This is a genomic window from Terriglobus albidus, assembly GCF_025685425.1.
GTDB lineage: Bacteria > Acidobacteriota > Terriglobia > Terriglobales > Acidobacteriaceae > Terriglobus > Terriglobus albidus.
The window spans coordinates 1,194,341-1,215,196 of the sequence record NZ_JAGTAS010000058.1 but is presented as its reverse complement, the minus strand read 5'-3'; the positions used below and the strand labels follow the sequence as shown (position 1 = coordinate 1,215,196).

The window sequence follows — 20,856 nt, the reverse complement described above, 5'->3', positions numbered from 1 at the left end:
GCTTCACTACCGATACTCTTCTGGGCAAAAAGCAGATTTCTCCGCTATGGCTGCGAAATGACAAACAAAAACCAAACCCTAGCGCTCAACCGCAAGAGCTACGGAATTCCCTCCGCCGAGGCATAAGGCGGCAACGCCTTTCTTTGCGTCTCTGCGGATCATTTCGTGCAGCAGGGTGACGAGAATTCGAGCGCCGCTTGCGCCGATTGGATGGCCCATCGCAACGGCTCCTCCATTCACATTCACATTGGAGAGATCCAGTTCGAGTTCCTTTGTTACCCCAAGAGCCTGAACACTGAACGCCTCATTGAGTTCATACAGGTCGACCTCATTCTTTCTCCAGGCTGCCTTTTCCAAAACTCTGGTCACTCCTGTTACTGGAGCAAGCATGACCCATCGCGGCGCAACGCCGCTCTGTGCCTGGGCCCGGATGCGTGCCATGGGGGTGAGCCCTAATGCTGCAGCACGATCCGCTGTCATCAGAAGCACCGCTGCAGCGGCGTCGTTGAGCCCGGGTGCGTTGCCGGCAGTCACGGTGCCGTCTTTTTTGAAGACGGGACGCAATGCAGACAGCGCCTGCAGGGATGCGTCATCGCGAATGCTCTCGTCTGACTCGAAGCTCGTGATCGTCCCTTTCCTATCCGGAATCTGCACAGGGACAATCTCGTCTTTGAATCTGCCTTCTCGTCTGGCGGAAGCCGCTCGCCGATGCGATTCGAGGGCATAGGAATCCTGTTGTTCGCGGGTCAGATGATGCTTTTCCGCAACCAGCTCTGCGGTGAGACCCATGTGCTGGCTGTCGCAGGCGCACCATAGGCCGTCTTTGATCACGGAATCGACGATGCTGCCATCGCCCATGCGCAGTCCCTTACGAGCTTGTGGCACCAGATAAGGAGCGTTCGACATCGACTCCATGCCGCCGGCGACGACAATCTCTGCATCGCCGAGCATGATTGCCTGTGCTCCCAGACCGACGGCTTTCAATCCGCTGCCACAAACCATGTTGACCGTGAGAGCGGCAACGGTGTCCGCAAGTCCGCCGCCCAGTGCCGCCTGGCGCGCGGGATTCTGGCCAAGGCCGGCAGGTAGCACACATCCCATGATGCACTCATCCACGGAATCTGGTGCAATGCCTGCACGGCTTACTGCCTCGCGCACAACGACCGAGCCAAGCTGGGTTGCGGCAACCTCGCTCAGTCCACCGAGAAATTTGCCAACCGCTGTCCGAACCGCCGATACGATGACGACATCTCGCATTGTTACCACTCCCATCTGGTTGTTCTCACAAGGGGATCGATGCGGGCTCAGTGAAGTTGAAAGTGCACGGAGACACCGGAGCGCCTGACAACCTCTTCCGAGGTTACTCCTTCGGCTAATTCAATGACCACAACCCCATCCTCCGTAATATCCATGACGCACAGATCCGTGATGACACGGTTTACTACTCCTGCGCCGGTCAATGGAAGAGTGCATTGGGAAAGCAGCTTTGGCGAGCCATCCTGCGCGTTGTGTTCCATCATGATCAGCACCTGCCGCACGCCGGAGACAATATCCATGGCTCCTCCCATGCCTTTGACGCGCTTACCGGGAATCATCCAGTTCGCCAGATCACCTTTTTCAGAGACCTGCATGGCTCCAAGGATGGCGAGATCGACGTGGCCTCCGCGGATCATGGCAAATGAGTCGGCGCTCGAAAAGATCGATGCTCCCGGCAACAGGGTGACAGTTTCTTTGCCGGCATTGATCAAGTCTGGATCAACTTCATTATCCAGGGGAAAAGGCCCCATACCGAGAAGGCCATTTTCTGACTGAAGAATTACGGTCATACCCGCAGGAATGAAGTTGGCAACGAGTGTCGGCATGCCGATGCCGAGGTTAACGTAGTATCCATCCTTCAATTCAGCCGCAGCACGCTGAGCCATCTGGTGACGCGTCCATGGCATGGTCAGATCATCCTCGTTGTCTTGCGTTCGATTCGTTTTTCGGGAGAAGGATTGTGGACGATCCTCTGCACGAAGATGCCGGGAGTATGTATCTCATCGGGGTCAAGCTCTCCGGGAGCGACGATGATCTCGGCCTCCGCTACGGTGACTTTGCCGCAAGTTGCGGCCAAGGGATTGAAGTTGCGTGCTGTGCGTCGAAAGACCAGGTTCCCGTGCAGGTCGGCTTTCCATGCTTTTACCAGGGCCAGGTCGGCGCGGAGGCCGCGTTCGAGGATGTAGGTTGTCCCATCGAACTCTTTGTGTTCCTTGCCTTCGGCGACGATGGTTCCGACTCCGGTACGCGTGTAGAAGCCGGGAATTCCGGCGCCTCCGGCGCGCATGCGTTCCGCCAGAGTGCCTTGAGGAACGAACTCGACTTCGAGTTCTCCCTGGAGAAACTGCCGTTCGAACTCAGCATTCTCTCCGACATAGCTGGAGATCATCTTTCGGATCTGCCGGCTTTCGAGCAGCAGGCCCAGCCCCCAACCGTCCACTCCTGCGTTATTGCTTGCGACTGTAAGGTCCCGGACCCCAGAATCACGCAGCGCCAGAATCAATGCCTCCGGAATGCCGCATAATCCGAATCCGCCGATGGCCAGAAGCATGCCATCGGTTACGATTCCCTCCAGTACCGCCGCTGCACTTGGCCAGAGTTTGTCCATTATCCCGTGCCTGTTGCGAGCCGTCTGCTATCGAACAGCCGATGCGACGATTCGATAGCAGCAAACGCTCGTTCTCTACAACATCGAAGGACGATAGCATCTTTGCGTGGGAAAGAAAAATCAAATACGTCCGGAATCAATGGGATTGTCTTTCTCATCTGGCGGTGCCATACTCCCTGTCGACGATGGATGGGCTGATTGGCGATTCCCGATGGAAGTCGCCCGCACGTGGAGCAACGGTGAAGGCACAAAGGCTAGAGCATTTTCCCTGTGGGTGTAGTGTCGCGCCTCTGCATCTATGGGCGTTTTCCGCAATACCCAGCAACAGGGAAAATGCTTTGAGCAGCATTAAAGGTTGCGGTCTGGTTAACTCTACTGCGATAACACGGGCTGAAAAAGAATTCGGTGTCACCCATCGGCTTGTGCATCCATCTCTCCTCTCACAACGTTTTGGAAGCCCTCAGGGACTTCTCCAACTTAATTCTGCCTGCTGGTCTGCAGGCCAGAACCGCAACATGGGCTCATGGCAGCTCATGGGAGCGATCTATGACGGGAAAAACTGAGGCAGGAAGAGCTGGCTTTGAACTGACGGAAGAACAAGAAGAATTGCAGCGCGTGATTCGCCGCTTTGCACAGACAGAGATTGCTCCGCACGTCCGCGAGTGGGATGACAAGTGCATCTTCCCCAGCGAGGTTGTTCGGCAACTAGGTCAGATGGGACTGTTGGGTGTTATCTTTCCTCCGGAACTGGGCGGCAGCGGCATGGGCTATGTGGAGTACGTGCTGGCCATCGAAGAGCTGTCCAGAGTAGATGGTTCGGTCGGAATCATTGTGGCGGCGCACAATTCGCTGTGTACGAACCACATCTATCTTGCAGGCAACGCGGAACAGCATCGTCGATGGGTCACACCGTTGGCCTCGGGCGAGTGGCTTGGATGCTGGGGTCTCACTGAGCCTGGCTCCGGTTCCGATGCCCTTGGAGCTCGCACCACGGCGGTTCGCTCTGATCGCGGTTGGGTACTGAATGGCAGCAAGACCTTTATTACCAATGGCAGCCATGCGGACTGTGCCGTCGTCATTGCGGTGACCGACAGGGCAAAGGGAAGCCACGGTATGACTGCCTTCGTCGTGGAGAAAGGCACGCCTGGTTTTCGTCCGGGCAAGAAAGAAGACAAGCTGGGGCTGCGTGCTTCAGATACTTCGGAGTTGATCTTCGAAGACTGTCTGATTCCCGATGAAAACCGGATAGGCGTGGAAGGGGAGGGCTTTGTCGATGCGATGCGGGTGCTCGATGGCGGCCGCATCTCCATTGCTGCTCTCGCGCTTGGAATTGGCAGGGGTGCATACGATGCCGCGTTGAAATACTCCAAGGAGCGCCATCAGTTTGGCAAATCTATCAGCCAGTTTCAGGCGATCCAATTCAAACTGGCAGATATGGCGACAAACCTGGAGGCCGCAAAGCTGCTGACACTCAACGCGGCGCGCATGAAGAATGCCGGGCGCAAGACGACGTTGGAGTCCTCGATGGCAAAGCTCTTTGCCGGCGAGGCTGCTGTACGTATCTGTGATGAATGCGTGCAGATTCATGGCGGCTATGGCTTCATCAAGGACTATCCGGCGGAGAAGTTCTATCGCGACGTAAAATTGTGCACAATCGGCGAGGGAACCAGCGAGATTCAGCGCATGGTGATTGCTCGCGAGATCTTGAAGTAGAAGTTCGCAGATCGGACGAATTACCGGGGAATCGATGTCAGAGGCCGCCAGCAAGAACACGTTGCCGACAAAACTGGATGGCAATGCTCCGCGCTTCCGTAACAACCATCAGGCGCTGCTTGCATTGCTGGCAGTAATGCGCGAGGAGCAGGCAGCCATTCGTCTGGGTGGCGGAGCCAAAGCCATTGAGGCGCAGCACGCCAAGAAGAGGCTGACAGCACGGGAGCGCCTGGCATTACTGCTCGATCCCGGTACTCCGTTTCTGGAGCTCGGTCTCTATGCCGCCCATGGCATGTATGAGGAGTGGGGCGGGGCACCGGCAGCGGGGGTGGTTGCCGGTTTAGGACGAGTCTGCGGTCGGCTGGTCATGGTGGTTGCCAACGACGCTACCGTGAAGGCCGGCGCCTTCTTCCCTATGACCGCGAAGAAGGTGATTCGAGCGCAGACGATTGCTCTTGAAAACCGCATTCCTACGCTCTACCTGGTCGATTCCGCAGGTGTCTTTCTGCCTCTACAAGAGGATGTCTTTCCCGATCAGGATGACTTCGGCCGCGTCTTCCGCAACAACGCTGTGATGTCGGCACGGAATATTCCGCAGATCACTGCCATCATGGGCATGTGTGTGGCGGGTGGGGCTTATCTTCCCGTCATGACAGATACCGTGCTGATGACCGAGGGCAGCGGGCTTTTTCTTGCTGGTCCGGCGCTTGTGCAGGCAGCTATTGGGCAAAAGGTTGGCGCTGAGGAGTTAGGCGGGGCGACCATGCACGCGGAGATCTCCGGCACCGTCGACTTCAAAGAGCCAGATGATGAAGCCTGCCTTGCGAGGGTACGCTCTCTCGTTGGCAAGCTGGGACATCGAAATCGTGCTCCGTTTGATGCCATCCTCTTTGATCCCGAAAAGGATGCCCCACTTTATCCTGCAGACGAACTCTACGGGTTGATTGATCCCGATCCGGTACGCGCGGCTTCAAATACCTATGATGTGCATGAGGTGATTGCGCGCATTGTCGACCGCTCTGCTTTCGATGAATATCGTGCTGACTACGGACGCACTCTGGTTTGCGGCTATGCCCGGATCGGCGGATATGCCGTAGGGATTGTTGCGAATCAAAAGCAGCACCAGAGTATGGTCATGCCAGGTGGAGAACGCCGTACCGAATTCGGAGGGGTCATCTATACCGAAAGCGCAGAGAAGGCCGCCAGATTTATCCTCGACTGCAACCAGAGCCTGATTCCTCTGGTCTTCCTCCATGACGTGAACGGGTTCATGGTGGGCCGTGATGCTGAGCAGAATGGCATTATTCGTGCGGGCGCAAAGATGGTCACGGCGGTTTCGAACTCAGTCGTACCCAAGATCTCTGTGATCCTCGGCGGCAGTTTCGGAGCAGGGCACTATGCGATGTGCGGCAAAGCCTATGACCCGCGATTTATTTTTGCCTGGCCGACGGCGCGTTATGCCGTGATGAGTGGGGCCTCTGCTGCGAATACGCTGGTAGAAATACGCCTCAAACAGCTTGAGCGCAAAGGCCATGCGATCTCAGAAGAGGAGCGAAAGCAGATCTTTGATGAAATTAAGAGCACCTACGATGCTCAAGCCGATCCTCGGTATGGAGCAGCTCGCTTATGGATTGATGCGATCATCGATCCCGCGGAGACTCGCACTGTGTTGATCAGTGCGCTTGAGGCTGTCAGCCTCAACCCCGACGTCGAGAAGTTCAATCCGGGCGTAATCCAGACGTAGTATTTGCAAAGCCATGACGAATACAGTCAAGTTGATTGAGTGTCCACGCGACGCCTGGCAAGGGCTCTCCAGGGTTATTCCTGCCGAGGTCAAAGCTGACTATCTCCGCATGCTGATCGCTGCCGGATTTCGGCATATCGACGCTGCCAGCTTTGTCTCTCCTAAAGCGGTTCCGCAGATGGCTGACTCTGAGAAGGTGCTCGCCTTTGTTGATCCGCCGGGAGATGTTGAGATCATCGGGATCGTGGTTAATGCAAAAGGAGCGGAGCGGGCAATCAAGACGGAAGTGGTAACGACACTCGGCTTCCCGTATTCCATCTCGCCGGAGTTTTTGCGCAGAAACCAGAATCAGACGGCGGAGCAGGCGTTGGATGAACTCGAGGCCATAGGTGAGATGGCTTATAAAGCAGGCTTGAATATCGTGGCCTATGTATCGATGGCCTTTGGTAATCCATACGGCGATCCATGGAGCATCGATGAAGTTAACGCTGCCTGTGAGCTGCTCATCGAGAGCGGCGTAAGGCAGATCTCCATCGCCGATACCGTCGGCCTGGCTAGCGCAGAACAGATCGGCGAAGTCTTTTCGGCAGCACGTGAGTCAGTGGACAGCGAGATTGAAATTGGACTCCACCTGCATGCGAAGCCAGGAGATGCAGCAGCAAAGATTCGTGCGGCCTATCTCGCCGGCTGCCGCCGCTTCGACACGGCGATCGGCGGGCTCGGCGGATGTCCCTTTGCACAGGATGACCTGGTCGGCAATATGCCAACCGAGATAGTCATGGCTGAGCTTGCCGGTATGGGTGTCCCACCACCGGAGATTGGTCCCCTGGAGACGTTGATCGCTCTCAACCGAGAGTTCGCCCGGCGTTATGGACAAGTAGAAACACAGAGGATGACTCCGTGAATACGCTGCTGACGGATCTGGAAGACGGTATTCTCACCATCACACTGAATCGACCGGAGCGTCGGAATGCATTGACTCCCGAGATGCAGGAGGAGCTGATTGCAGCGTTCGAGGCGGCAAAAAAAGATGCTGTGAGGGGGCTTATCTTGACCGGCGCCGGTACGGCCTTTTGCTCGGGACTGGATCTTGCCGTGTTGGAGTCAATGTTCACGCAGACCGTCGAGGAGCAGGAAGCGGATGCACGGCGTACTGCGCAGCTCTTTCGAACGCTATATACCCTTCCCATACCAACCATCGCAGCAGTCAACGGCCATGCGATCGCGGGTGGAACAGGCCTGGCTACCCTCTGCGACTTCACCTTTGCCGTTCCAGGAGCAAAGTTCGGATACACGGAAGTGAAGATCGGTTTCATCCCGGCGCTGGTCTCTGTCTTTCTCGGTTTCCAGCTCGGTGAGAAACAGGCAAGAAATCTTTTGCTCACAGGTCAGCTCTTCGAGGCACAGCGAGCGCATGCGCTGGGTCTGGTGAACGAGATTGTCGAGGGCGAGAAGTTGTTGGAGCGGGTGCAACTCTTCGCGCAGGAGCTTCTCCAGAACAGTCCATCCGCGATGCGGAGAACCAAAGAACTGCAGATCGCTCAGACGGCGTCAGAACTGGACGCGAGAATTGAACGGGCTGTGGCTGCCAGTTTACAGGCCAGGCAGCACCCTGACTTTCAGGAGGGTGTAACGGCGTTCCTGAGCAAGCGAAAGCCTCACTGGCAGGACCAGTAAGGTCATATTCTGGGTGCCCCGTCCATTGCGTAGCAATGGATGGCATGTTCGCAATGCTGGAATTTAGCTTCGCGATAACTCCTTGAAAATAAAGCGGTAAACGCTCTTTTCATTAAATTCCGACGGTTTCTCTAGAATCGGTATTCCAAAAGCACAAGAGGAAGCCTATGCTGTTCCGTTGCCGGAAGGCGGCGATGCTTTTCGGCAGAGACGGAGCTCTATGTCAGCTACGAAGAGCATTCTTTCCCAGCCAGCCCAGCCGACTGCAGCGACGAACGCTGATTTTCTTCCACTTAAGGGAATTGATCACCTGGAGTTCTACGTCGGTAATGCCCGCCAGGCTTCGTACTTTTACCGGACAGCTTTTGGCATGTCCCTGGTAGCGTATGCGGGACCTGAGACCGGGCAACGAGATCGAGCCTCTTATGTTGTTCAGCAGGGCAAGATCCGCTTTGTGTTGACTACGGTGCTTCGCCCGGGTCATGCGATCGCGGAACATGTGCAGCATCACGGCGATGGAGTTCGTTGCGTGGCGCTATGGGTAGACGATGCTCGCCAGTCATGGCATGAGACGGTCAGCCGCGGCGCTATCAGTGTTGCCGAGCCCTACGTCGTATCGGATGATCACGGCCAGGCCGTATTGGCAAGCATTCGTGCCTATGGAGATACCATCCACACGTTTGTTCAGCGTGGAGACTATCAGGGGCCGTTTCTTCCCGGTTTCCGTGCCATAGAGGAAGACCCCATCGCCCGCCCTGTGGGCCTGTTGCACATTGATCATGTTGTGGGCAACGTCGGCTGGCATGAGATGAATACCTGGGTCGATTTCTACGCCAACGTGATGGGATTTACTCTCTACCAACACTTTGACGATAAAGACATCTCGACCGAATACTCCGCGCTCATGTCCAAGGTGATGTCCAACGGCAACGGGTATGTGAAGTTTCCTATCAACGAGCCGGCCGAGGGCAAACGAAAATCACAAATCGAAGAGTATCTGGACTTCTACGGCGGACCCGGAGTGCAGCACATTGCTATGGCCACGAAAGACATCCTGTATACGGTCAACAAGCTCCATGAGCAGGGCGTGGAGTTTCTGCGAGTTCCACATACGTATTATTCCGAGCTGCAGCAGCGCGTGGGCAGGATTGATGAGCCTGTGGATGAACTCGAACGGCTCGGCATTCTGGTGGATCGCGATGACGAAGGCTACATGCTGCAGATCTTTACCCGCCCTGTAGAAGATCGCCCAACGCTGTTCTTTGAGATCATTCAGCGCAAAGGGAGCCGCAGCTTCGGCAAAGGCAATTTCAAAGCGCTCTTTGAAGCTATCGAGAGGGAGCAGCAGGCTCGCGGCAATTTGTAAGAGGAGAACGACCATGACAACGGCAACACTTTCCGCGGCGGCGCCCTACCTCATTCAACAGGACTACTCGTCCTATACCGAGGAGCAGCACGGTATCTGGGCTGAGCTTGTCGGACGTGTTCTTCCTGAGCTGGAGAAACATGCAGCACAGGAGTATCTGGATGGTTTCCAGATCATCGGCCTGAAGCGCGACCGGCTGCCCAATCTTGCAGAGGTGAACGCACGATTAGAGCCCCGAACCGGATGGAAATCGACGGCGGTGAGTGGATTTCTACCTTCGCAGGCATTCTTTGAGATGCTGGCTGCACGCAAATTCCCGACGACGGTTTGGCTGCGCAGCCGCGAATCCATGGAATATACGCCTGAGCCGGATATCTTTCACGATGTCGTCGGTCATGTGCCGATGCATGCGCATCCGGTATTTGCAGACTTCCTGGAGCACTATGGCCGTGTCTGCGTCGCTACACCGGAGGAGCCCATTCGTGAAAAACTTTCTCGTCTTTTCTGGTACACCGTTGAATTCGGATTGATTCGCCAGCAAGGCGAGATCAAAGTGTATGGCAGCGGCCTTATGAGCTCCCATGGAGAATGCCTGAATGTCATGAGCGGCCATTGTGCCATCAAGGAATTCTCTCTGGCTGAAGTTGTGAATACACCGGTGAAGATCGATGAACTTCACAAGTTGCTTTTTGTCGTAAACAGTTTCGACCAGCTTTACGAAGTCATGCATGAGGCAGAGCGGCTCGCCGCGAGCGGTCGCCTTTAGAGAGGTTTATCCATGTCCGTCGGCATCCTGTATCAGTCTGGCTTCGGCAATGAATTTGTGTCCGAGGCTGTCCCTGGAGCACTGCCCATTGGCCAGAATGCTCCGCAGAAACATCCGTTAGGTCTCTATACGGAGCAGCTCAGCGGAACTCCTTTTACCGCGCCCCGATCTCAGAATCGCCGGACCTGGACCTATCGCATTCGCCCATCGGTGACTCACCGGCCCTATGAAGAGATTCCCACACGCCTTATCCGAAGTGGCCCGTTTACGGAGATTCCGACTCCACCCAATCAGCTACGGTGGGACCCGTTGCCAGTGCCGGAGGAGCCCACAGATTTTGTAGACGGTATCGTGACTCTCGGTGGGAATGGTGATCCTGCCATGCAGACCGGTGTCGCCATTCATCTCTATGCCGCCAATCGATCGATGAACGATCGGTTCTTCTACAGCGCCGATGGCGAGTTCCTTGTCGTTCCCCAGCTGGGTGCACTTCGTTTCCACACCGAGCTGGGAGTTTTAGAAACGGCGCCCGGTGAAATCTGCGTGATCCCTCGCGGAATCAAATTCCGTGTTGAATTGATCGAGGGACAGGCAAGAGGGTATCTCTGCGAGAACTACGGCCAGACCTTTCGTCTGCCGGATCTTGGGCCTATCGGAGCGAATGGATTAGCAAATCCGCGAGACTTCCAGGCGCCGACAGCCGCCTTTGAGGACCTCGATGGAGAATTCCAGATCACTGCAAAGTTCCTCGGCCGCCTCTGGTCCGCACAGATCGACCACTCGCCTTTGGATGTCGTTGCCTGGCATGGGAACTACGCTCCTTACAAGTACGACCTTGTGCGCTTCAACTGCATCAACACAGTGTCGTTTGATCATCCTGATCCTTCGATCTATACCGTCCTGAGTTCCCCGTCAGCAATGCCTGGGACGGCAAATTGCGATTTCGTTATCTTCCCCCCGCGTTGGATTGTGGCCGAGCACAGCTTCCGGCCTCCCTGGTTCCATCGAAACTTCATGAATGAATTTATGGGGTTGATCGTGGGGGCCTATGATGCGAAGGCGGAAGGCTTTCTTCCGGGCGGGGCCAGCTTACATAACTGCATGGCCGGCCATGGGCCTGATGCCGAAACCTTCGAACGAGCCAGCTCCGCTGAGCTGAAGCCACAGTATCTCGACAACACACTAGCCTTTATGTTCGAGACGCAACTGGTTGTGCGTCCTACAGAGTTCGCTATGCATACCCGCATCCTGCAGCACGAGTATTTCGAATGCTGGCAGGGGCTCAAAAAGCATTTCCATGCTGAAGTCTCTTCGAACGGAAGGCCGAAATCCTCCGCCGGAAGCTCTAGAGTCAAGAGCCGATGAATGCGATCGATAGCCTCCTCTCTGGCCTGATCGACTACGCAGGCTTGTATCCGCCTGCCGGTCTCGACATGCAGCCGGCTGTCAGAAACTATCTTGCGTACAAGCGCAATCGACGTTCGGAGCTATTGGGACGATTTATTGTTGACTGGAGTCGCCTGTCCGAGCTTCGCGAGATTGCGGGTGATTCGCTTGCTGACCTGCCTCTAAGCGTCGTTGCATCTTCCGCCGCGGACATGAGCAATATTGCGAAATTCCGCGAGGATGGGTTTCGCGTCGAGTCCGTTGAGATCAAACCAGACAAGCTGGATGAGATAGACCTCAGAGCTGGCCGGACAATGCCAGAGACGATTATCTATTTCGAAGTCCCCGTTACGCCTCTTAAAACAGAGGTGCTGGATTCCATACGGAAGGTGGGCGGGCGAGTCAAAATACGGACCGGTGGTGTAACGGCCGGGGCATTTCCTTTACCGGAGGCAATCGCTGCAATGTTGACTGCGATGGCCAGCCGGGGCCTGGTATTCAAAGCCACTGCCGGACTACATCATCCGATCCGTGGATGCCACCCATTCACCTATGAACCCGAGAGTCAAACGGGAATCATGCATGGCTTTCTCAACCTGTTTCTCGCGGCTATGGATATTTACTTCGGGGGAACGGAAGATAGAGCACAGCAGATCCTTAAGGAGGAAGATCCTGAAGCTTTCCGCATGACTGCGGATACGATTGAATGGCGCTCATTGCAGTGGAGCACGGAACAGCTCCGCACTGTTCGCAGAGAGTTTGCAATAGGCTTTGGTTCTTGCTCGTTTGTTGAGCCAATTCAAGCCCTGGAGGGAATGGGATGGCTATAGCAAGCAGCAGTTGGGTAGCTTCGGCCAATGACCCGGAGTCGGATTTTCCCATCCAGAACTTGCCCTATGGGGTGTTTCTCTATCGGGAAACGGCTCATCTCGGTGTTGCTATTGGAGACCAGATTCTTGATCTTTATACCTGCGCCGATCACGGTCTCCTCTCTTCTCTCTCAAGGGAAGTTGTCAGTGCCTGCCGGGCGCGGACCTTAAATCCATTGATGTCTCTGGGACGGGATGCCTGGTCCGCTCTAAGGCGACAACTCATGGCACTCCTCGATGCGGGCTACGAGAAGAAGAGGGATGTCGAAGCGCTGCTCATTCCGATGAAGGATGCGATCATGCGGCTGCCGGTAGATATTGGAGACTACACCGACTTCTATGCATCGATCTATCATGCAACCCGTGTCGGAAGTCTCTTCCGTCCGGACAATCCCTTACTGCCGAACTACAAGTACGTTCCGATCGGTTACCACGGCCGCGTCTCTTCCATCGTGATCAGCGGCTCGGAGATTCGCCGTCCCTGTGGGCAGACAAAGGCTGCCGCCGCGGAGGCGCCAGTCTTTGGGCCGTCGAAATCGCTCGATTATGAGCTGGAAATTGGCATCCTGGTTGGCACAGGGAATTCACCAGGGCACAGTATCCCGATCGATAAAGCCGAAGAGCACATCTTTGGCCTATGCCTGGTGAACGATTGGTCGGCGCGCGATATCCAGTCATGGGAGTATCAGCCCCTGGGGCCCTTTCTCGCCAAGAACTTTGCGACGACGATCTCTCCATGGGTCGTTCCTCTCGAAGCTCTCTCTCCATATCGCGTTCCCGCCTTCGAGCGTCCGGCAGATGATCCGGCTCCGCTCCCCTATCTTGCCTCTTCCTCTCGCGAGAAAGACGGCATCGACCTGACGCTGGAGGTCTATCTCCAATCCGAGGCAATGAGGCAGCAACAGATGCCGGCCATGATACTCAGCCGTGGTAACCTGCGCGATCTCTACTGGACCATCGGTCAACTTGTTACGCATCACACCTGCAATGGCTGCAATCTGCGCCCCGGCGATCTGCTTGCCACAGGAACCATCTCCGGGCCGGCTGCAGGTTCCGAAGGGTGCCTTCTGGAAAAGCGACAGAATCCCGAACCCCTGCGCTTGCCTACCGGAGAAACTCGAACCTTCCTTGAGGATGACGATGAGATTATCTTCCGTGCCTATACCCAGAGATCGGGACTGCCAAGAATTGGCTTTGGCGATTGCACGGGCAGGGTAGTCGCTTCACAAGCTTGTGAGTAGGCGACCGCAACCCGATAACAGCATCGACGGCGAGGCGCGATAGATGAAAAGACTGCTATTGCTCTGTGCTCTGGTCATGTGACTGCGCTCCAGCTCTCTACACAGTTAGAAAGAGGAGTGCAGCGGCTTTTTCATTGCGGAAAACACCCATAGATGCAGAAGCCCTACTCTACACCCACAGAGAAAATGCTCTATCCAATGAAAGAGTCGCGGAGTATCTCAATCGGGAGCATGGACGGTGTGGTTGTGTCGGGAGAAAGACATTCCGCCTGCTGGTTGACCACAGGGGCACGTTCCGCGCAGAATTGTCATCCCTGCGGGCCCGGTACGATCTTGAGAATGTCTACGTGTCTGCGGGCGGGGCCGTATGGCGATTCGGGACCGACGAGCAGTTCACGTTCAGGCGTTTGATCGTTTGGCGCTCTTATTGGCGATTCCGATTGCCATCGGAATCGTGATGTGGCTGGTTGCGCGATTTGCAGATCGCGAGGCCCAGTTGGTCGAACACACGCTTCATGTAGAGGTCTCGCTTGAGAGACTGGCTTCTGCGATTGATACAGCGGAAGCAAATGGGCGTGGATACCTGCTTACCGGCGAAGACAAATTCCTCGAAGACTACAACGCGGACCTGGATGAGCTGCGGAAAGAGATCTCTATCATTGCCGGTCTTACTGCCGACAATCCCTCGCAACAGCAGAATGTTTTGAAGCTTCGGGAGGAACTCGAAGCCCAGACCTCGTCCTATCAGTCCTCGATTGACGAATATCTGAAGCGGAAAAGCGATCCCTCATCCGTGAAATCCCGGATCGATCAGCAGCGTGAACTGCTGGCGACGAGCAAAGGCCTGATCCAGGAGATGGGCCGCGAGGAACAGCGCTTGCTTGCCTCTCGGAAGAATGCGCTCACGACGGCGCGCTCTGACTTTCTCGGCATGCTGCTGATTGGATATGCCGTAATTGTGTTGATCGTTACTTCGTTGTACTTCGGTGTCAGGCGGCATAGCGCGCAATCGGCTGTGGCCGAGGCGCGGCTCTCCCGGCTTAATGCTGAACTTGATGACCGGGTGCGGGAGCGGACCGCTCTTCTGAAAACGCGGCAAGATCTCCTTAATACCTTCGTGCGCTATGTTCCGGCAGCGGTTGCAATGCTCGATCGCGATATGCGCTATGTGCAGGTCAGCGATCGATGGGCGTCAGAGTACCGGATGGACCGGTCACAATTCGAGGGAAGCTCGCATTACGACTTATTTCCCGAAATTCCCGATCGCTGGAAGGAGATCCATCGCCGTTGTCTCGCCGGCGAGACCATGCGTTCGGAAGAGGATCGATGGGTTCGTCAGGATGGCCAGGTCAGCTGGTTGCGATGGGAGATTCGACCCTGGTTTGATCAGGATCATAAGCCCGCAGGGATTTTGATCTTTACGGAAGACATTACCGCACGCAAAGAGCTCGAAGAGTGCTTGCGCGAAAGTGAAGAAACAGTTCGAACTCTTCTGGATACTGCCGCGCAGGCCATCATCGCGATTGAAAGTGACGGTACGATCGTACTCGCTAATCGGCAGGCCGGAAAAATGTTTGGATACGCTCAGGGCGAGTTGATCGGCAGGCAGCTTGAAACCCTGGTTCCCCCAAGACTCCGCAATCCGCATCAATCGCGCCGGGAGGAATTCAATCTCTATCCCAAGAGCCGTACCGTGGGGGCCGATCTGGACCTTCTGGGGCTACGCAAGGATGGTTCGGAGTTTCCAATCGAGGTGAGTCTCAGCAGTGTCAACACCAAGCGAGGGTTGCTTGCCGTAAGCTTCGTCTCCGATATCACCGCGCGTAAGAACGCCGAATCGGCCTTGCGCGAGAGTGAGCAGAGACTACGGGCACTGGCGGCACGCCTCCTCTCCGCGCAGGAAGACGAACGCCGCAACCTGGCGCGAGAACTCCACGATGACATCACACAGCAACTGGCATTTCTTGCGATTGAACTGGGACGGTTTGCGACAGAGTTTCCTGAAGAAGCTGTATCGCGGAAACGAATCGAAGTGCTAAAGCAGCAGGCCTCACGTGTCTCTTCCGAAGTACGTCGCATCTCACACGGACTTCATCCTTCTGTAATTACCGATTTCGGACTTAGCATCGCGCTCGAGGAATTTTGCGGTGAATTCGAGAGAGGCCACGGTATCACGGTAGTTTTCGATGGCCTGGTAGAAGACTCCTGCCTGACGGATACCGAGGCAGCGTGTCTTTATCGCATCGCGCAAGAGAGTCTCCGCAATGCGCTCGTCCATGGACAGGCAAAGAAAATCCGCGTGACATTGCAAACCGCGGACGACGTGTTTGAGCTCAAAGTGCAGGACAACGGCGTTGGCTTCTCAGTGGAGTCCCGGCGAAGCAGGGCCGGCCTGGGAATCCTGGGTATGACCGAACGCATTCGGATGGTCAACGGAACGCTTGATATTACTTCCAAGCCGGGGCATGGAACCTCTGTCACGGCCGCGGTACCGTTGCATGGAGATTGGCGCCATGAAAGCCAGAATCCTTCTCGCTGATGATCATTCGTTGGTTCTCGATGGCATTCGACGGCTATTGGAGAATCAGCATCACGTTATAGGTTCCGCAACCGACGGGCAGAGCCTCGTCCGAGAGGCTCTGCGGCTGCGGCCAGAAATCGTGATTCTGGATGTGACCATGCCGATCCTGAATGGCATTGATGCCGCACGGGAGATACGAAAGACTCTTCCAAAGACCAAGCTGGTTTTTATCAGCATGCATGCCAATCCGGTCTATCTGCGCAAGGCAATCGAAGCGGGCGGGGTCGCGTATGTCTTGAAATCCGGCGCCTCAGAGGAGCTTCTCAACGCGATTCAGATTGTGCGAAGCGGCGGCAGGTATTTTTCTCCGTCGTTGGATCGGAGCATTGTCACAGAGGTAACAGAAAGCCCTGAGAAACCGTCACAAGGGGTTTTGGACCTTACCGGCCGGCAGCGCCAGATTCTTCAGCTCATCGCCGAGGGCAGACAGAATAAAGAGATAGCGGACACCCTCTATATCTCTGTAAGGACAGTGGAATTCCATCGTGCGCGTCTGATGTCGCGTCTTGGCGCGCGCAGCGTCGCGGATTTGACACGTTTTGCCGTTCAGGAAGGCATGATTGTACCGACGAAACATGTCTGAGGTGAAACGTTATTCCACCCGAAAAACTAGTATTTGTACGAGATGCCAGTCGATTTGATTGATGCCATCATTGGTTCACCTCGTCGGTCTGGTTAGTGCTCATCTCCTCTATCACAGAACCTCTGTGTCTCTCTAGACAAAACGGGAAATCCAAGTACGGAGAGAGTGAAAGAGTGACTACCCCTGCCCCCCAATTGCATCTCGAAGAACGTACGGATCGTAACTTTTCGGCCTCGTCCCAAAACCGCTGGGGAATTGTTCTGGCTGGCGGAGACGGCACGCGCCTGCAGTGCCTGACGCGCGTCATCTATGGCGATGACCGGCCAAAGCAATTCTGCGGTCTCCTGAGTCCGGAAACCCTCCTTCGCCAGACCCGCAACCGCGCCGCAAGAAGCATCCCAGAAGATCAGACGATCTACGCGGTCACGGAAGCGCACCGTTTGTACTTTCAGGAAGATCTCGCCGGCAGCTCGTCGTACAAGCTGGTGCAGCCATACAATCGGGGGACGGCGCCTGCAATTCTTCTCAGCCTCTTCCATATCGCGGAGGAGCAGCCGAATGCGCTGGTAGCCGTCTTGCCTTGTGATCACTACTACTCCAATGAACTATCGTTCACGGCCGCGATGGAATCTGCCTTCGAGACCGCGGCTGAACATCACGATTGCGTTGTGCTGCTCGGAGCGCACCCTTCAGGACCTGAGGTTGAATTCGGCTGGATTGTGCCTGGTCCCGCAGTCGGCGAGAATCTGTTTCAAGTGCGGAGTTTTGAAGAAAAGCCAAGCCTGGGCGTAGCGGAGCGGCTTCTGATGAATGGTGGGCTATGGAATACATTCGTCATGGTCGGTTCTGTTCAGACCTTGCTGAGCATGTGCTTCGAAGCGCTTCCCGATCTGGCAGTTCTCGCGCGCGTCCATGTGGTCGCGAATGAACGACGGGAGCTTCGCGTTGCAACATTTGTATATGATCGCATTCCCACCATCGATTTCTCTCGCGAGATTCTCTCTCCAAATGCAAGCCGGCTCCTGGTTTCACAGCTCAATGGCTTGGATTGGCATGACCTTGGCCAAGCCGAGCGGGTGTTATCAGTGCTGCGGTCTCGTGATGCTGAGATGCCGTACTGGTTACGGCACTGGGAGACAACGCGACGGCCAGTACAGCGCATACATCATCGGGATCCCGAATCTATCCCACTACAAAGTTCTGTACGGTTCGAGCAGCCGCCGGGCGCTTAGAGCATTTTCCCTATAGGTGTGGTCCAGAGCATCCGTATCTATGGGCGTTCTCCGCAACGAAAACGCCGCCGCACGCCGCTTCCGGAATATCCAGCAACAGGGAAAATGCTCTAGAAGCATCTCTCCCCGAGCCGGCGACGTAGTAGAGACGTACAACTCAGCTTTGGAAGAAGGAACGGAAGAACAAAAACAAATAAGCATTCAATGGATGGAGTGAGTAGTGCACTGTATCTATTTCTTCGGTGAGTTTACGTTCGAAACGGGTCCTAACAGCTTGAACCGTGGAACACAAAAAGTCCCTCTCCCTGCGAAACAACTTGATGTGCTTCGGGTCCTGATACAAGCACAGGGCCAGCCAGTTCGAAAAGATAGGTTATTGCGGGAGGTATGGCCGAACATCCACGTTGAAAACCATACCCTCATTCAAACCATATATCTTCTGCGGTTGTCACTCGGCAAGATGGCTGATGGACAGGATTACATCCAGACTGTAAGTGGTTATGGATATCGGCTGGCGGCGCATATCACTACATCTGAGGTCGATGCAACCCAGGTCTCGCCTCGGCATGGTATCAGGGAATCACTTACACACCTCTGGCATCGATTGAGTCTTTTCTTCTGAAGGTATGTTGTATTGTCCTCGAGTTGACTCAACGAAAATCTCGCTTGTAACATGAAGTAAATAGAGCGACGCATTTTATCTGAGAATTCTGAGGAAGTAACTCCAAACTTGCATAAAAGATATTTCACGCGAGAGATATTGGAACCGGAATCGACGAAGCCTGGTGACATTGCTTCTAAGTAGTGATTCCACAAGAAGGACAAGACTAAAAACTGAACTGTGGAAAACCGCGAGATGGTCAACGCGGAAACCCGCTCTCCTAGCGGCTCTCTGAGCTGATAGGGAAGTTTTGTCCTATCGTCGAGAGAATATTTACCTCTACGACATCGGTAAATCTCCATTTTTTACCCATAGCAACCTGTTTTCAAACTCATCGAATTCCCGGCAAGTTGGCCACCAACTTGCATGAAGCCCCGCACAGCTTCAATCCCCAAGGGAGTTTTTTGATTTGAATCGTTCAATAATGCGTCTCCTCATCGTAGGGAGCAGTGTGTCCATAATGGCCGCAAGTTCATCCGCACACGGACAGTACTACAGACACAGACGTAGTTCATGGTCCCCTACGACTTCGTTGTCGGCTTCCATTAACGCTTCGCCAACTTCTATTACGGCGGGGAACCAATCAACCATCTCGTGGAGTACTTCCGGCGCAACCTCAGTGACGATTAACGGCAGCGCAGTTGCTGCTTCAGGAAGTGCAGTCGTCGCTCCAACACAATCCACTAGTTACAATCTGGTCGCAACGAACGGTTCTTCAAGCAAGACCGCATCGACCAGCATTTCTGTTACCGCTGCTTCCACGGCTCCAACAGCTCCCGCAACTACAACACCAACAACGACTGCTCCATCTTCTGGCAGCACAACTTCTGGCGCTCCGCATATTAACTTCACTGATCTGAATGTTGGTGCAGGCACCGGCGGCGACAACGGCAATGGTGTGTACGTACGCATCTTCGGTAGCAACTTCGGCTCATCGCAGGGCTCAAGCACACTTACACTTGGTGGACCGCTCGTAACCAATTGCAGCCTGTGCTCGTGGACCAACACACAGATCGTTGCTCAGCTTGGTCCGTCCGCAACCACGGGAAATATTGTCGTGAATGTGAATGGATTGGCATCGAACGGCGTACCGTTCACGGTCACTCCAACCAACATCGTCTTTGTCTCCCCAAACGGTGTAGACACGAATCCGGGAACCTATGCGCAACCTTTCAAGACTTGGCGTGCAGCGTTCAATTCGGTTACGTCAAACGACAGTAGTTCACCATCAAAGAACACAGTCATCTACCTGATGCCTGGCGTCGACGTCAGCTTCGATGACGGCCGTGGCTACAATGCTGCTGTCTCTACCGATATCGGTGGGTCATCGCCGACCAGCCAGTTGTCTATCGTTGGGTTCCCCGGGGGAACAGTGAATGTAGGCAGCACCAGTGTTCCCAATGGTGTGAAAGGGTGGGGTAAGAACATCACCATTGCCAATCTCAATATCGTGGGCCAGGTTTCGGCCATCGACGCGGAGGCGGGCAACATGCGCATCATCAACAACAGCATCTCCTGCCCAGCTCCGCCCAGCGGCGTTGGCGGTACGGCATGTGTTCTGGGCGAGACGGATAGCCCGTCAGACACGTGGGCTTTCCAGGGCAACAATGTACACGACACCGGCGGCAACGTGGATAAGACCTATCACGCTGTCTACTTCTCCACCGGCGTCAACCATGCGGACGCGGGTTGGAACAGCATTGGCCAGAACTTCAAGGGCTACTGCCGCAGCATCATGTTCCACGCGACAGCCGGCGGAAACCTGTATGACCTTCACGTCCACGACAATGTCATCACTGGCGGCTACTGCGACGGTATCAACCTGGCCTCTGTCGATCCATCGCAGGGCACGGTCGAGGTGTACAACAACGTGATTTCTCACGTTGCCATTGCGTCGAACCCCTATGGCGTGGCGAACGAAGCTGGTATCGCCATCAACTCTGATCCGCCGGCAGCTACCAGCGGCACCGTGCAGGTGTACAACAATACCGTCGTGGATGCCGGCGGTTATGTGACCGGCAACCAGAATGGCTGCTTCGGTATCGTCTTTGCCGGGGCGGGAATGAACCTGATGAACAATATCTGTGCTCAGCCCAGCGCCGCTCAACCGTACATCGAACCAGGCACGACAAATGTGACTGGCTCCAATAACCTGTGGTCCGGCGCCGGAGCTGCTCCTTCATGGGATTCAGCTCCTCTGACGACGGCTCCGAGCTTTGTCTCAAGCACCAACTTTGCATTGCAGTCGAGCTCGGCCGGCAAGGATGCCGGAACATCGGCTAAGACCTCGACGGTCGACATCGTCGGAGCCCAGCGCGGCAGCACACCGTCCATGGGTGCCTATCAGTAAAATCCTCTAACCAGCAAAAAAGAAGACAGCGGGGACGGCGTCA

17 protein-coding genes are annotated in these 20,856 nt (G+C 55.3%); 14 read left to right on the top strand and 3 right to left on the bottom strand.

What is annotated here, in order from left to right; translation table 11 throughout:
* Positions 1-78: 78 nt before the first annotated feature.
* From OHL21_RS24130 to OHL21_RS24120, 3 genes are read right to left on the bottom strand one after another with little or no spacing between them, the layout of a single operon-like run.
* Positions 79-1,257, bottom strand: coding sequence for an acetyl-CoA C-acetyltransferase (locus OHL21_RS24130; RefSeq protein ID WP_263419859.1), 1,179 nt, complete (start codon positions 1,255-1,257; stop codon positions 79-81).
* Between the two features lie 47 nt (positions 1,258-1,304).
* A complete protein-coding gene (locus OHL21_RS24125; protein ID WP_263419858.1) occupies positions 1,305-1,943 on the bottom strand; it encodes a CoA transferase subunit B in 639 nt (212 codons plus the stop codon).
* A gap of 2 nt (positions 1,944-1,945) precedes the next feature.
* Positions 1,946-2,644: a CoA transferase subunit A gene (locus OHL21_RS24120; protein ID WP_263419857.1), complete on the bottom strand. Its 699-nt coding sequence runs from the start codon at positions 2,642-2,644 to the stop codon at positions 1,946-1,948.
* A 546-nt stretch (positions 2,645-3,190) separates the two neighbouring features.
* On the opposite strand from OHL21_RS24120, the gene OHL21_RS24115 reads away from it, so the two are divergent.
* From OHL21_RS24115 to OHL21_RS24055, 14 genes are all read left to right on the top strand, one after another.
* The gene (locus OHL21_RS24115; RefSeq protein WP_263419856.1) at positions 3,191-4,357 is read left to right on the top strand and encodes an acyl-CoA dehydrogenase; all 1,167 of its coding nucleotides are present in this window, start codon (positions 3,191-3,193) and stop codon (positions 4,355-4,357) included.
* A gap of 34 nt (positions 4,358-4,391) precedes the next feature.
* Positions 4,392-6,101, top strand: coding sequence for an acyl-CoA carboxylase subunit beta (locus OHL21_RS24110; protein WP_263419855.1), 1,710 nt, complete (start codon positions 4,392-4,394; stop codon positions 6,099-6,101).
* 13 nt (positions 6,102-6,114) lie between these two features.
* On the top strand, positions 6,115-7,005 hold the full coding sequence (locus OHL21_RS24105; RefSeq protein ID WP_263419854.1) for a hydroxymethylglutaryl-CoA lyase: 891 nt from the start codon (positions 6,115-6,117) through the stop codon (positions 7,003-7,005).
* On the top strand, positions 7,002-7,778 hold the full coding sequence (locus OHL21_RS24100) for an enoyl-CoA hydratase/isomerase family protein (RefSeq protein WP_263419853.1): 777 nt from the start codon (positions 7,002-7,004) through the stop codon (positions 7,776-7,778). The genes OHL21_RS24105 and OHL21_RS24100 overlap by 4 nt, the downstream gene beginning before the upstream one ends.
* Positions 7,779-7,998: 220 nt before the next feature.
* A complete protein-coding gene (gene hppD, locus OHL21_RS24095; protein WP_263419852.1) occupies positions 7,999-9,144 on the top strand; it encodes a 4-hydroxyphenylpyruvate dioxygenase in 1,146 nt (381 codons plus the stop codon).
* 13 nt (positions 9,145-9,157) lie between these two features.
* Complete coding sequence (locus OHL21_RS24090; RefSeq protein WP_263419851.1) at positions 9,158-9,910, top strand: phenylalanine 4-monooxygenase; 753 nt, start codon at positions 9,158-9,160, stop codon at positions 9,908-9,910.
* A gap of 12 nt (positions 9,911-9,922) precedes the next feature.
* Entirely contained in the window at positions 9,923-11,275 is a 1,353-nt protein-coding gene (gene hmgA, locus OHL21_RS24085) for a homogentisate 1,2-dioxygenase (protein ID WP_263419850.1), read from the top strand.
* Entirely contained in the window at positions 11,272-12,126 is an 855-nt protein-coding gene (locus tag OHL21_RS24080; protein ID WP_263419849.1) for a hypothetical protein, read from the top strand. The genes hmgA and OHL21_RS24080 overlap by 4 nt, the downstream gene beginning before the upstream one ends.
* The gene (gene fahA, locus OHL21_RS24075; RefSeq protein WP_263419848.1) at positions 12,117-13,406 is read left to right on the top strand and encodes a fumarylacetoacetase; all 1,290 of its coding nucleotides are present in this window, start codon (positions 12,117-12,119) and stop codon (positions 13,404-13,406) included. Before OHL21_RS24080 ends, fahA begins: the two co-directional genes overlap by 10 nt.
* Before the next feature lie 367 nt (positions 13,407-13,773).
* On the top strand, positions 13,774-15,945 hold the full coding sequence (locus OHL21_RS24070; RefSeq protein ID WP_263419847.1) for a PAS domain S-box protein: 2,172 nt from the start codon (positions 13,774-13,776) through the stop codon (positions 15,943-15,945).
* The gene (locus OHL21_RS24065) at positions 15,920-16,570 is read left to right on the top strand and encodes a response regulator (RefSeq protein ID WP_263419846.1); all 651 of its coding nucleotides are present in this window, start codon (positions 15,920-15,922) and stop codon (positions 16,568-16,570) included. Before OHL21_RS24070 ends, OHL21_RS24065 begins: the two co-directional genes overlap by 26 nt.
* Before the next feature lie 173 nt (positions 16,571-16,743).
* Positions 16,744-17,802 carry a sugar phosphate nucleotidyltransferase gene (locus OHL21_RS24060; protein WP_263419845.1) on the top strand — a complete coding sequence of 353 codons (1,059 nt, stop codon included), beginning with the start codon at positions 16,744-16,746 and terminating at the stop codon, positions 17,800-17,802.
* 220 nt (positions 17,803-18,022) lie between these two features.
* Positions 18,023-18,424 carry a transcriptional regulator gene (locus OHL21_RS24635; RefSeq protein WP_399259247.1) on the top strand — a complete coding sequence of 134 codons (402 nt, stop codon included), beginning with the start codon at positions 18,023-18,025 and terminating at the stop codon, positions 18,422-18,424.
* A 658-nt stretch (positions 18,425-19,082) separates the two neighbouring features.
* A complete protein-coding gene (locus OHL21_RS24055; protein WP_263419844.1) occupies positions 19,083-20,813 on the top strand; it encodes an IPT/TIG domain-containing protein in 1,731 nt (576 codons plus the stop codon).
* The last annotated feature ends 43 nt before the right edge of the window (positions 20,814-20,856 follow it).

Bases quoted from the DNA above. Each gene is read 5' to 3' on its own strand.
- OHL21_RS24110 (WP_263419855.1), top strand. From the start codon at position 4,392: ATGTCAGAGGCCGCCAGCAAGAACACGTTGCCGACAAAACTGGATGGC.
- hmgA (WP_263419850.1), top strand. From the start codon at position 9,923: ATGTCCGTCGGCATCCTGTATCAGTCTGGCTTCGGCAATGAATTTGTG.
- OHL21_RS24105 (WP_263419854.1), top strand. From the start codon at position 6,115: ATGACGAATACAGTCAAGTTGATTGAGTGTCCACGCGACGCCTGGCAA.
- OHL21_RS24070 (WP_263419847.1), top strand. From the start codon at position 13,774: ATGGCGATTCGGGACCGACGAGCAGTTCACGTTCAGGCGTTTGATCGT.
- hppD (WP_263419852.1), top strand. From the start codon at position 7,999: ATGTCAGCTACGAAGAGCATTCTTTCCCAGCCAGCCCAGCCGACTGCA.
- OHL21_RS24115 (WP_263419856.1), top strand. From the start codon at position 3,191: ATGACGGGAAAAACTGAGGCAGGAAGAGCTGGCTTTGAACTGACGGAA.
- fahA (WP_263419848.1), top strand. From the start codon at position 12,117: ATGGCTATAGCAAGCAGCAGTTGGGTAGCTTCGGCCAATGACCCGGAG.
- OHL21_RS24120 (WP_263419857.1), bottom strand. From the start codon at position 2,644: ATGGACAAACTCTGGCCAAGTGCAGCGGCGGTACTGGAGGGAATCGTA.
- OHL21_RS24130 (WP_263419859.1), bottom strand. From the start codon at position 1,257: ATGCGAGATGTCGTCATCGTATCGGCGGTTCGGACAGCGGTTGGCAAA.
- OHL21_RS24090 (WP_263419851.1), top strand. From the start codon at position 9,158: ATGACAACGGCAACACTTTCCGCGGCGGCGCCCTACCTCATTCAACAG.
- OHL21_RS24125 (WP_263419858.1), bottom strand. From the start codon at position 1,943: ATGCCATGGACGCGTCACCAGATGGCTCAGCGTGCTGCGGCTGAATTG.
- OHL21_RS24080 (WP_263419849.1), top strand. From the start codon at position 11,272: ATGAATGCGATCGATAGCCTCCTCTCTGGCCTGATCGACTACGCAGGC.
- OHL21_RS24065 (WP_263419846.1), top strand. From the start codon at position 15,920: ATGAAAGCCAGAATCCTTCTCGCTGATGATCATTCGTTGGTTCTCGAT.